Origin of the sequence: Kitasatospora sp. NPDC048545, assembly GCF_040651155.1 — a bacterium.
Classification (GTDB): Bacteria; Actinomycetota; Actinomycetes; order Streptomycetales; family Streptomycetaceae; genus Kitasatospora.
Window position 1 is genome coordinate 18,467 of the sequence record NZ_JBEZIQ010000087.1, and the last position, 11,786, is coordinate 30,252.

6 protein-coding genes and 2 pseudogenes are annotated in these 11,786 nt (G+C 72.6%); 7 read left to right on the forward strand and 1 reads right to left on the reverse strand.

Translation table 11 applies throughout. The annotated features are described in order from the left end of the window. Positions 1-707: 707 nt before the first annotated feature. The gene (locus AB0D10_RS43115; RefSeq protein ID WP_360267545.1) at positions 708-1,388 is read left to right on the forward strand and encodes a GPP34 family phosphoprotein; all 681 of its coding nucleotides are present in this window, start codon (positions 708-710) and stop codon (positions 1,386-1,388) included. A gap of 901 nt (positions 1,389-2,289) precedes the next feature. Here the strand turns inward: AB0D10_RS43115 and AB0D10_RS43120 are convergent. Then, positions 2,290-4,266: a lamin tail domain-containing protein gene (locus AB0D10_RS43120; RefSeq protein ID WP_360267547.1), complete on the reverse strand. Its 1,977-nt coding sequence runs from the start codon at positions 4,264-4,266 to the stop codon at positions 2,290-2,292. A 314-nt stretch (positions 4,267-4,580) separates the two neighbouring features. Between AB0D10_RS43120 and AB0D10_RS43125 the strand changes: the two genes are divergently transcribed. The 6 genes and pseudogenes from AB0D10_RS43125 (at position 4,581) to AB0D10_RS43150 (ending at position 11,654) form a co-directional block, all read left to right on the forward strand. After that, positions 4,581-6,125 (forward strand): FMN-binding glutamate synthase family protein, encoded by a 1,545-nt coding sequence (locus tag AB0D10_RS43125; protein ID WP_360267550.1) that lies wholly within the window; start codon positions 4,581-4,583, stop codon positions 6,123-6,125. 254 nt (positions 6,126-6,379) lie between these two features. Further along, a pseudogene (locus tag AB0D10_RS43130) lies at positions 6,380-6,994 on the forward strand (carbohydrate binding domain-containing protein); the annotation flags it as partial. Positions 6,995-7,183: 189 nt separating this feature from the next. Then, positions 7,184-8,140 (forward strand): annotated as a pseudogene (locus AB0D10_RS43135) (chitinase); the annotation flags it as partial. 316 nt (positions 8,141-8,456) lie between these two features. Continuing rightward, complete coding sequence (locus AB0D10_RS43140; RefSeq protein ID WP_360267561.1) at positions 8,457-9,848, forward strand: APC family permease; 1,392 nt, start codon at positions 8,457-8,459, stop codon at positions 9,846-9,848. Then, the gene (locus AB0D10_RS43145; protein WP_360267553.1) at positions 9,845-10,282 is read left to right on the forward strand and encodes a hypothetical protein; all 438 of its coding nucleotides are present in this window, start codon (positions 9,845-9,847) and stop codon (positions 10,280-10,282) included. The genes AB0D10_RS43140 and AB0D10_RS43145 overlap by 4 nt, the downstream gene beginning before the upstream one ends. After that, a complete protein-coding gene (locus tag AB0D10_RS43150) occupies positions 10,275-11,654 on the forward strand; it encodes a dipeptidase (protein WP_360267556.1) in 1,380 nt (459 codons plus the stop codon). Before AB0D10_RS43145 ends, AB0D10_RS43150 begins: the two co-directional genes overlap by 8 nt. The last annotated feature ends 132 nt before the right edge of the window (positions 11,655-11,786 follow it).

An 11,786-nucleotide genomic window follows, 5' to 3' on the forward strand; every position in this document is an offset into this window, starting at 1 on the left:
CCGGCCGCCGACACGGCCAGGGCCGTGCCCTTGGGCCGGCCGCCCCGACGGCGGGCCGAGCGGCCCGCGGACCGTCCCGCCGAGCGGCGCGGTGGGGAAGCGGACGCGGTGGACGGGACCTCGTCCGGTCGTCCGGGTCGGGGGCCCGCCGGCTCCCCGACCGCCGCCCCGAGCGCTGACTCCCCGAGCGCCGACTCCCCACCGGAGGGGCCGGCGGTCCGGCCGCAGCCGGGGCAGGAGAGCGCGCCGTTGAGATGGCGTTGGCAGGGCGTGCAGTAAGTCATGGGATCTTTTCCGTAGGTGCGGCCTGACCGGGATCCCGGCGGTGACTGCCACGCCGCCCGCAGTCCGGGCCGGATCGCTTGCGAGCGTACGCAGACCGGACGGGGTTGCGACACCCGGCCGGAGCGAGGCTTCTGCGCGGGTCGGGTGTCGTTCGTGTGAGGGCGTGTGAGGGTGCGTGGAGGTGCGTGATGCCTGGTGAGGACGCTGCCGGGCGCTCGGCGGCGGTCGGGGACGCATGCGGGAAACCGGCGGCCCGGGGTGGATGATGACGTCGGGGGCCGGTCCGGCCCCGCCTGCCCGGAAGCGGAGGCGACCGGGGAACCGGGCCGCACGGGCGGGCGTTGCTGGCTGAGGACACCCGGGTGCGGCGGCCGGCAGGCGCGCCGCGGGGTGTCCGATCCGAACAGGGAAAGGAATGGCACATGCACGTCACCCTCGCCGAGGAGCTGATGCTGCTCTCGCTGGACGACGAGTCCGGTGTGGCGAAGGACAGTTCGAGCGCCGGATGGGCGGTGGCGGGAGGCTTCCTCGCCGACCTCGCGCTGGCCGGCCGCATCGCGCTCGACGAAGGCCGGCTCAGCGTCACCGACCCCACCCCGACCGGCGAACCGCTGCTCGACGAGCGCCTGGTGCGGCTCGCCGAGTGGATCGGGCGCAAGGGACCCGGCAAGGCGAAGGCGGCGGACTGGCTGACCAAGGACCACCCGACGGCGGTCCGGGCCACCGTGCAACGGCTGTGCGAGCGCGGCCTGGTCATCGAGGAGCGCCACAAGGTCCTCGGCCTCTTCCCGGTCCGGCGCTACCCGGAGGCGGACGGCTCCGTCGAGCGTGAACTGCGCGGGCGGCTGACCGCCGTGATCCGGCATCACGAGGCGCCCGATGTCCGCACCGCGACCCTGATAGCCCTTCTGCACGCCGCCCGGCTGCACGGCCTGGCCTTCTCCGATCTCCCCCGGGCACGGGTGGAGCTGCGCTTCGCGGAGATCGCCGCGGGCGACTGGGCGGGCGACTCCGTCGGCCAGGCGATCCGCAACATGCGCATCGCCATCGCGGCCATCACGGCCGTCACCGTCGCCACGGCCGCCACGGCGGCCGTCAGCTGACGGGCGACGGCCGGACGCGATGTCCTGCGGCTCCTTCCCCGGGAGCCGCGGGACGCGGGTGGATGCGTGTCGCCGCGTGGGCGTGAGACGGGATCAGCCGGCCCCGTGGGGTGGGATCCTGTCGTGACGACGGGCGGCACCGGTTCGTGACGGCGGGCCGGCGGCGCGGCGGGCTCCGGCGCGGGCCGCCTACCGGGTGGGCGGGAGGCTCGGGCGGTGTTGGAGGTCGACCGGGTTCTCGCCGTTCGCCGGGGGAGGGGTGGCCGTCCGGCCGACCGGGGGCGTCGGCGATGCCGGCGGCGGCGTCGGCGTTGTGGGCGGCCGGGGACCGGCGGGCGGAGTGCCGGCCGGCGCGGTGCCGGTCGGGGGCGGTGCGGGAACGGGCACTGCCGTGGCGGCTCCGGTGGTGGGCGCGAGGCCGGGTGCCGGGCCGGGTGCGTCGGCCGGTTCCGTGGCCGTGCCGGGGGCCGCGGGCGGCGCGGGTGGCGGCCCACCGCCGGACGTGCAGGCTCCGGTGGCGAGGACCAGGAGCAGAGCGGCGGCCGGGACGGCCTTGGGTCGCCTCATGGTTGTCGCCTCCAGTGTTGCGGTGTCGCGGTGCCCGCCGTTGGACGGTGGTGGCGGAGGAACGGTTCCGGAGGCCGCGCCCGTGGTGGGCGGACCGCGCCCGCAGACGCCGGTCGGGCGCCGGTGACTTCGGGGTGACCGGCGGTGCTCCGGCCCCGGAGCCGCTGGTCGGTCGGCGCGCTCGGAGTGGCGCGTGCAGCACCGCACGACGGAGCTCCCGGCCGTCGACCGGGAGCTCCGTCACTGCGCGTTCCGCGGGTGCCTCGTCCGGTCCCGCTCCGCCTCGGCGCGGAGGCGGAGGCGGGGCGGGACCGGTTCCGGCGTGGCGGAGGGATCAGCAGGGGAAGGTGCCGCTGTAGAGCGAGTGTCCGGAGGAGGAGCTGCCGGAGCCGAAGCCGTAGATGCCGTCGTCGCTCCAGACCGCCTCGCGGAAGCCGTTGACGCAGGTCGAGGTCGGCGCGAGCGCGAAGCCCTCCAGGTTGTCGATCGGCATGACGGCCGGGTTCGTGTAGGTCACGTCCGGAACGATCGCGCCGGTGGAGTCGACCTTCATCAGGGTGTGCGTCTCGCCGCAGGTGTTGTCGCAGGTCGCGATGATGCGCTGGGTCCCGGCGTCGAAAGTCACGTCCATCACGGAGGCCTTGCCGGTCGCGATGGTGCCGAACGTGGTGAACGTGCCGTCGGAGTTGAGGCCGTAGACGTGCAGCGTGCCGTCCCACTCCAGGCCGGCGGCGTACAGGCCGGATCCGTGCAGCGGGTAGTTCGCCGGGTCGTAGGCGGCGTGGGTCAGCGGGTCGACCCAGCCGTTGGCGGTCAGCCAGCTGTCCGGCACGTAGCCGACGCCCTCGAAGCCCAGGTTGGCGTCGTCCTTGCTGCCGGTGTCGAGCTGGGGGAACTGCGAGGTCATGTCCCACTGGCGGACGGGCGTGAGCGTCGATCCGGTCGCGGCCGGGTCGAACTCCATGATCGTGTCCTTGGGGACCGTGTTGTCGGAGTTGTCGCGTTCGGAGGTCACGTAGACGTGGCCGTTGCCGCCGACCGTCAGGCCCTCGGAGTCCGGCTGGCCGGTGCCCCCGGCGAAGCGGATCTGCTTGCCGGTCGCGCTCCAGGACGGGTCCGGGATCCACTTGCCGTTGCTCTTGACCAGCTTGTACAGCCAGTTCTTGTTCTTGGCCGCCCAGAGCACCGACGGGTTCGCCGGGTCGAACGCGAGGCCGCTCAGGTCACGGCCCTCGGGGCCGGTGGACGTGGTGAACGCGCAGACGTTGTCGGCGATGGTGACGTCCAGCCCGCCCGGCCAGGCCAGGGTGCCCGCCGGGGTGGAACCCGTGCCGGAGGGCGCCTCCGGGGTGCAGCCGCTGGTGAGGGCGCCGCCGCCGCCGAGCAGCCGTCCGGTCTGGCCTCCGCCCCCGCCACCGCCGCCGCCCGTGCAGGAGTTCGCGCCGCCGAGCGTCGCGGTGGTGGAGGTCCGGAACCAGCCGGTGCCGTTGGCGCAGCGCTCGGTGGACGGCTTGGCGCCGCCGGTCGCCCAGGTCACCGAGTCGACGGTGGTGCCGTTGGCGTCGAGGAGGAAGAGCGAGTCGTTGTCCCCCAGGCCCAGCGAGGAGTCGAAGGTGATGTAGCCGCCCGCGGGGATGCTGGTCGCGCTCGGCGAGGAGGAGGAGATCGAGACCGGGGAGTGGCTGGTGTCGTTGTCGACGTACTTCCACGAGCCGATGCCGACCGCACTCGTGCCGCCGTTGTACAGCTCCACGGTGTCCGCGCCGTCCGAGGTGACCTCGTTGATCCGCACCCGGCTCGTCGCCGGGGTCGACGACGGGCAGCCCGGGGCGTTCGCGGCGCCGAACGTGGTCGTGGCGGTCGTGGTCACCCACGCGCCGGTGCCGTCGCCGCCGCAGCGCGCCATCGCGGGCTTCGCGCCGCCGGTGGCCCAGTCGACGCGGTCGACCACGGTGCCGTCGGCGGTGTAGATCACCAGTTTGTCCGAGTCGCCCAGTCCCTTGGGCGAGTTGAAGGTGACGAAGCCACCGGCCGGGATGCTGCCGGCGGACGGGCTGAAGGACTGCGGCGAGAAGCCGTCGTCCGACATCTTCCAGCCGCTGATGCTCACCGCGGTCGAGCCGGTGTTGTACAGCTCCACCGTGTCGCTGTTCGCCGAGGTGACCTCGTTGATCCGGACGTTCTGGTAGCCGGCCGGGTCGGCGGCAGCCGCGGGCTGCGCGCCGAGCAGTCCGGTGACGACCAGACCCGAGAACGTCAAAGCCGCGGCGCAGACGGAGGCGACGCCGGTACGAGAGTGTGAGGTAGGCACGAGGCCGAACTCTGCTGACACAAGCTTGAAACGGCGTGTACTCCGGCTGAATGCCGTCTGCTGGACACCGGAACGCCAGGCACGTGCCGGTACCACGCGTTGCACCGGTCCCACCCCTCGCACCGGGTGCCGGCCGGACCGCGGACCGGACCCCTGGCGGCGGGCCCGTCCGGGAGGCCTCCTACCATCGAGTCGCATTCATTCGACGGACGCCGCCGCCCGCGCGGCCGGCTGCCCGCCGTCCGACGCCCGACAGGACACGACGACGCTCCCCGCGTGCCGCGGGGGGAGTCGTGCATCGAGGAGGAACGCCCATGCAAGCCCGGAAGATCGGCGCGGCCGCCGCAACAGCGGTGGCGCTCCTGGCTGCCCGCGACCTCGTGCAGAAGAAGCACGCGCTGCTGCGGAACTTCCCGGTGATCGGGCACGCCCGGTACCTGCTGGAGACGATCGGTCCGGAGCTGCGGCAGTACATCGTGACCTCCAACGAGGAGGAGCGCCCGTTCAGCCGGGACCAGCGCACCTGGATCTACGCGTCGGCGAAGGAGGAGAACAACTACTTCGGCTTCGGCACCGAGGTGGACGTCGAGCATGTCCAGGGGCACGCCTACCTGAAGCAGCGCACGTTCGCCGACGCCCTGCCCGACCTCCACGACCCGCAGGCCCCGCTGCCCTCGGCCAAGGTGCTCGGCGGGCCGCGCGGGCGTGCCGGGGCCTTCCGGCCGGCGAGCGTGGTGAACGTCTCGGCGATGAGCTTCGGCTCGCTCTCCGGCGCGGCCATCTCGGCGCTCAACGAGGGGGCGGCGCTGGCGGGCACGATGCACAACACGGGTGAGGGCGGTCTCTCGCCCTACCACCGCAAGGGCGGTGACCTCGTCCTGCAGCTCGGTACGGCGTACTTCGGCTGCCGCAACGAGGACGGCAGCTTCAACCTGGACAAGCTCAAGGACGTGGTCGCCGGGGCCCCGGTCAAGGCGATCGAGATCAAGCTCTCCCAGGGCGCCAAGCCGGGGCTGGGCGGCATGCTGCCGGGCGCGAAGGTGACCCCGGAGATCGCCGGGATCCGCGGCATCCCGGTCGGTCGGGACTGCGCCTCCCCGTCGCGGCACACCGCGTTCTCCGACGTCGACTCGATGCTCGACTTCGTCGAACTGCTCGCCACCGAGACCGGTCTGCCGGTCGGGGTGAAGAGCGCGGTGGGGGAGACGGGCTTCTGGCAGGAGCTGGCCACGCTGATGGCGCGGGGTGACCGCGGGGTCGACTTCGTGACGGTCGACGGCGGCGAGGGCGGTACCGGGGCGGCGCCGCGGATGTTCGCCGACTCGGTGTCGCTGCCGTTCCGGATGGGCTTCTCCCGGGTCTACGGCACCTTCGCCGAGCTGGGACTGACGGACGACCTGACCTTCATCGGCTCCGGCAAGCTCGGCCTGCCGGAGAACGCCGCGGTCGCCTTCGCGCTGGGGGTCGACATGATCAACGTGGCCCGGGAGGCGATGCTGTCGATCGGCTGCATCCAGGCGCAGAAGTGCCACACCGACAAGTGCCCCACCGGGATAGCGACGCAGAACCCGTGGTTGGCCCGCGGCCTCGACCCGACCTCGAAGGCCACCCGTGCCGCCTCCTACCTGCGCACCCTGCGCAGGGAGCTGATGAAGGTCTCGTCGGCCGTCGGCGTCGCCCACCCCGCGCTCATCACCGCCGACGACATCGAGATCATGAACGGTGACTACGAGGCCCGCTCCCTGGCGGGCGTCTACGGCTACAAGGAGGGCTGGGGCGAGCTCGGCCCGCGGCTCGCCGCGGAGATCACGGCGCTCGTCGCGGCCGTGCCGGCCCCGGCGGGGAAGCCGCTCGTCTGACGCGTGACCAGTGGTGGGACCGGGGCGGGCCGTCGGTGACGGCCCGCCCCGGTGGTTCGGCCGGGCCGGCGGGCGGCGGTGTGGGCGGACTTGCCGCCGTTTCGCCAATTGGTCCAGACCTATTGACGGGCCTGGTGGCCCCTCCTACGATCCGGACCGGCACAGCCCCACATGTCCCCACCTCACCCAGGGCCGGGCGTCACGCCCCCACGCGTCGGTCATGTCCATGACGCTCGGCGGGAAGGGAGCACCGCATGTTCCGTCGAAGGCCGCGCACCCCACGCCCGTCGGACGGGTTCCGCCCCGGCCCGGACCAGGGCCGCCCCGAAGCCGGCCGGGCCGCAGGAGAGCCGGTCCGGACCACCCGCCCGCAACGGGCGACCGTGGAACGCGCCCGGGTCGGCGGCGCCGGACGCGCCGAGCACCGGCCGACCGTCCTCATCCGCTCCCTCGCCGTGGTGAGCGCCGCCGCCGTCATCGGAGCCGGCATCGCCGTGGCCGGCACCGTCACGGCCGGGGCCGCCATCACCGAGCTGGTGACCAACCCCGGATTCGAGAACGGACTCTCCGGCTGGAGCTGTTCCGGAGGCTCCGGCGTCGCCGTCGGCAGTCCGGTCCACTCCGGCACCTCGGCGCTCCAGGCCACGCCCACCGGCCAGGACGACGCCCAGTGCACCCAGACCGTCAGCGTGCAGCCCGACTCCCAGTACACGTTGAGCGCCTACGTCGAGGGCAGCTACGTCTACCTGGGTGCCACCGGCACCGGCCTCAGCGGCGCCCAGTCCACCTGGACACCGAGCAGCCCGTCGTACGGCCGGCTCAGCGTCGCCTTCTCCACCGGGCCGAGCACCACTTCGGTGACCGTCTACCTGCACGGCTGGTACGGGCAGCCCGCCTACTACGCGGACGACGTGTCGCTCAGCGGCCCCGGCGGCAGCATCCCCACGCCGACCGCCACCACGCCCACCACCGCGCCGCCCACCACCGCCCCGCCGACGACCACGCCGCCCACCAGCACGCCGCCCACCACCACGCCCCCGACCACCACGCCCCCCGGCGACACCTGCCCCACGAAGCCCAAGCCGTCCGGCAAGGTCCTCCAGGGGTACTGGGAGAACTGGGACGGCGCCGCGAACGGTGTCCACCCCGGCATGGGCTGGGTCCCCGTCACGGACAGCCGGATCGCCGCGCACGGATACAACGTCATCAACGCCGCCTTCCCGGTGATCCTCTCGGACGGCACCGTCCAGTGGCAGGACGGCATGGACGCCAACGTCAAGGTCTCGACCCCCGCCGAGATGTGCCAGGCCAAGGCGGCCGGGGCGACGATCCTGATGTCGATCGGCGGCGCCGCCGCGGGCATCGACCTGAGCTCCAGCGCCGTCGCCGACCGGTTCGTGGCGACCGTCGTCCCGATCCTCAAGAAGTACAACTTCGATGGGATCGACATCGACATCGAGACCGGCCTGTCCGGGAGCGGCAGCATCACCACGCTGTCCCCCTCCCAGTCCAACCTGATCCGGATCATCGACGGGGTGCTGGCCCGGATGCCCGCCGGCTTCGGTCTGACGATGGCCCCCGAGACCGCGTACGTCACCGGCGGAAGCGTCACCTACGGGTCGATCTGGGGCGCCTACCTGCCGATCGTCAAGAAGTACGCCGACAACGGGCAGCTGTGGTGGCTGAACATGCAGTACTACAACGGGAGCATGTACGGCTGCTCCGGTGACTCCTACCAGGCCGGTACCGTGCAGGGCTTCACCCAGCAGACCACCTGCCTGAACAACGGCCTGACCATCCAGGGCACCACCGTCAAGGTGCCCTACGACAAACAGGTGCCCGGCCTGCCGGCCCAGCCCGGTGCGGGCGGCGGTTACATGGACCCGGGCCTGGTCGGCCAGTCCTGGAACGCCTTCGGCGGCGCGCTGAAGGGTCTCATGACCTGGTCGGTGAACTGGGACGGCTCGAAGGGCTGGACGTTCGGCGACAACGTCAAGTCCCTCCAGCGCCGTTGACCGCCCGCTGACGCTCCGCGGCCGGGCCCACCGCTCCGACCGCGGTGCCGGTCACCGACCGGCACCGGGGCGGGCGCGGGCCCGGACGCAAGCCGGAAGGGCCGTACGGGCCCGCGCTCCCACCCAACAGCGCAAGCGGGCGTGCGACGCCCGGGAGCGGCCGCCACGATCGGACTCGACGCACGGGGCGTCGACGAACCAGTCGAGGAGGCACCTGTTGAGCACCGTGGACACGCCGGGTGGTGATGCGGGCCGGGCGGGGGGTGCGGGCGCGAGGGCGGTCGATGCCGCGCGGGCCGCGGCCGGGGCGAACAAGATCACCTGGCTCACGCTGGCCCTGATGACGACCAGTTCGGTCGCGAGCCTGCGCGCCGCGCCGACCATGGCGGTGTACGGCCTCGCCTGCGTCTTCCTCTACCTGCTGCCCGCCGTCGTGTTCCTGCTGCCGACGGCCCTGGTGTCGGCGGAGCTGGCCTCCGGCTGGACGGGCGGGGTCTACAACTGGGTGGCGCAGGGGCTGTCGAAGCCGCTGGGCTTCCTGGCCGTGTGGTGCCAGTTCGCCATGACGATCTTCTACTACCCCAGTCTGCTCGCCTTCGTGGCGAGCACGATCTCCTACGTGATCAACCCCGCCCTCGCCAGCAACGGGGTCTACACCGCGATCGTCATCGTGGTCCTGTACTGGACCGGCGTCTGGGTGTCCTCCCGCGGCACCAACGCCGTCGCCGGCCTGGCCTCCTGGGGCCTGATCATCGGAACGCTGATCCCCGGCACCCTGCTGGTCCTGCTCGGGTTCGTCTTCCTCGGGCAGGGCAACCCCTCGGCCGCGCCGATGGACGCCTCGCACGTCTTCCCCCAGTGGACCGGCATCGCCAGCCTGGTGCTGATCGTCAACAACTTCCTCAGCTACTCCGGCATGGAGATGAACGCCGTCCACGTCAACAAGCTGCGCGACGCCGCCAAGGAGTTCCCGAAGGCGATGTTCCTGGCCATGGGCATGGTCCTGCTGATCTTCATCCTGCCGGCCCTCGCCGTCAGCTGGGTCATCCCGGCCGACCAGCTCAGCCTCACCGCCGGCGTCATGCAGGCCTTCGACGCCTTCTTCCAGTACTTCCACATCGGCTGGCTCGTCCCGATCGTCGCGATCGCACTGTGTTCCGCCTCCCTCGGCGGCATGCTCACCTGGCTCGCCGGACCGTCCAAGGGCCTGCTCCTGATCTCCCGCCAGGAGGGCTACCTGCCGCCGTTCCTGCAGAAGCTCAACCCCCACGGCATCCAGCAGAACATCCTCGTCACCCAGGGCCTCCTCACCACGGTCATCGCCCTGCTCTACGCGCTGATCCCCGACGTCTCCAGCGTCTACTGGATCTTCTCGGTGATCACCACCCAGGTCTACCTGATCATGTACCTCCTGATGTTCCTCGCCGCCATCCAGCTGCGCCGCAAGCAGCCCGACCACCCGCGCGGCTACCGCGCACCGCTGCTCACCACGATCTGCGTGGTCGGCTTCGTCGCCTCGGCGCTGGCCATGGTGATCGGATTCGTCCCGTCCTCGCAGTTCGGCGGCAGTAGCGTCTGGGCCTACATCGGCATCGTCGGCGGCGGCCTCCTGCTCCTCGGAGTCGTGATCCCGTTCTCCTTCCTGAAAGCGCGCAAGCCGAGCTGGCGCCAGCCCGACGCCGACACCACGGAGGAGTCGGTGGCATGAGCCCGACCCGGATGGCATCCCAGCACCGGTGGATCTACATCGGTGCGATCGTGGTGCTGGTCGGCATGATGATCGCCGGCCTGCTCACCTACACCCAGCAGAAGGCCACCAACGAGGCCTACCGGAAGGCGAACCAGCTGAACGACGCCCTGGTCGCCAAGGGCTTCGCCGCCCGCAACCCGCACAACATCGCCCTGACGCTGGGCACCGACGGCGGAGCGGTCTGCGACCGCCCCAACTCGGACCTGCGGCAGGGACTGTGGCTCACCCAGCTCAGCAACGGGGCCGGCGGTCCCGGCATGCGCCCGGTCATCGTCGACCGCCAGATCCTCGAAGCCGGCGCCGAGGTGATCAAGGTCTACTGCCCGGACAAGCTGGCTGACTACCAGGAACAGATCGACGACCTCAAGACCGCGGACGTCATCAATGACTGAGCCGACCGCCGCCCCGGGCGCGGCCGACGACCTCGCCGCCCGGATCGCCGCGCTGATGCCGCGGGCCAAGGCCGACCTCGCCGAACTGGTGGCGATGCCGTCCGTCGCCGACGCCCGGCAGTACCCGCCCGAGCACTGCCGACGGGCCGCCGAGTGGGTCGCCGCGGCGTTCGCCGACGCCGGGCTGGACGACGTGCGCCTGGCCGAGACGCCGGACGGCAGCCACGCCGTCCTCGGCCACCGCCCGCCGCCGCCCGGCGCGCCGACCGTCCTGCTGTACAGCCACTACGACGTCCAGCCACCGCTGGACGACGCCGCCTGGCAGACACCGCCGTTCGAACTCGCCGAACGCGACGGCCGCTGGTACGGACGCGGTGCCGCCGACTGCAAGGGCAACATCGTCATGCACCTCACCGCGCTGCGCGCGCTCGGCGATGACCTCCCGGTCGGGCTCAAGCTGGTGGTCGAGGGCTCCGAGGAACAGGGCACCGGCGGACTGGAGGCCTACGTCCCCGGACACGCCGACGAGCTGCGCGCCGACGCGCTGCTGATCTGCGACACCGGCAACGCCGCCGTCGGCGTCCCGACCGCCACCACCTCGCTGCGCGGCCTCGCCAACGTCGTGGTCACGGTCTCCACCCTGGCCGGGGACGTGCACTCGGGGATGTTCGGCGGCCCGGCCCCGGACGCCCTGGCCGCGCTGATCCGGATCCTGGACTCGCTGCGCGACCCGGACGGCGGCACCCGCGTCCAGGGCCTGGACGCCGACGGCGGCTGGCCGGGCGCCGGCTACGACGAGCAGCAGTTCCGCGCCGACGCCGGGGTGCTGGACGGCGTGCGGCTGACCGGCTCCGGCACGGTCGCCGACCGGCTGTGGGCCCGCCCCGCCGTCACCGTGCTCGGCATCGACTGCCCGCCCGTGGTCGGCTCGGCCGCCGCCGTCCCCGCCCGCGCCAGGGCCCGGGTCAGCCTGCGGGTACCGCCGGGAACGGACGCCGCCGCGGCCGCCGACGCCCTGACGGCCCACCTCAGGGCCGCGGCCCCCTGGGGCGCCCGGGTCGAGGTCGAACGCGAGGGCACCGGCTCACCGTTCCGCGCCGCCACCGACGGACCCGCCTACGTTGCACTCGACCGCGCCATGCGCGAGGCCTACGGCAGGCCGATCGCGTACCTCGGCCAGGGCGGATCCATCCCGCTCTGCAACGTCCTCGCCTCCACCTTCCCCGACGCCGAGCTGATCCTGATGGGCGTGGAGGAGCCGCGCTGCCTCATCCACGCACCCAACGAGAGCGTCGACCCCACCGAGATCGAGCGGATGGCCCTGGTCGAGGCGCTGTTCCTGCGCCACTACCCCGGCGTCGCCAAGGACTGATCCCGCCCCACCCGGTTCCTGGCCCCCGCCCACCCGGCACCGGCGGTGCGGGCGGCGGACACCAGGGTGTCCGGCGTGCACGGGAGTGTGGGGCCATCAGCCGCACGAGGGTGAGGAGCCCGAGAATGTCCG

Coding starts and splice junctions, on each gene's coding strand:
- AB0D10_RS43150 (WP_360267556.1), top strand. CDS start 10,275: ATGACTGAGCCGACCGCCGCCCCGGGCGCGGCCGACGACCTCGCCGCC.
- AB0D10_RS43145 (WP_360267553.1), top strand. CDS start 9,845: ATGAGCCCGACCCGGATGGCATCCCAGCACCGGTGGATCTACATCGGT.
- AB0D10_RS43125 (WP_360267550.1), top strand. CDS start 4,581: ATGCAAGCCCGGAAGATCGGCGCGGCCGCCGCAACAGCGGTGGCGCTC.
- AB0D10_RS43115 (WP_360267545.1), top strand. CDS start 708: ATGCACGTCACCCTCGCCGAGGAGCTGATGCTGCTCTCGCTGGACGAC.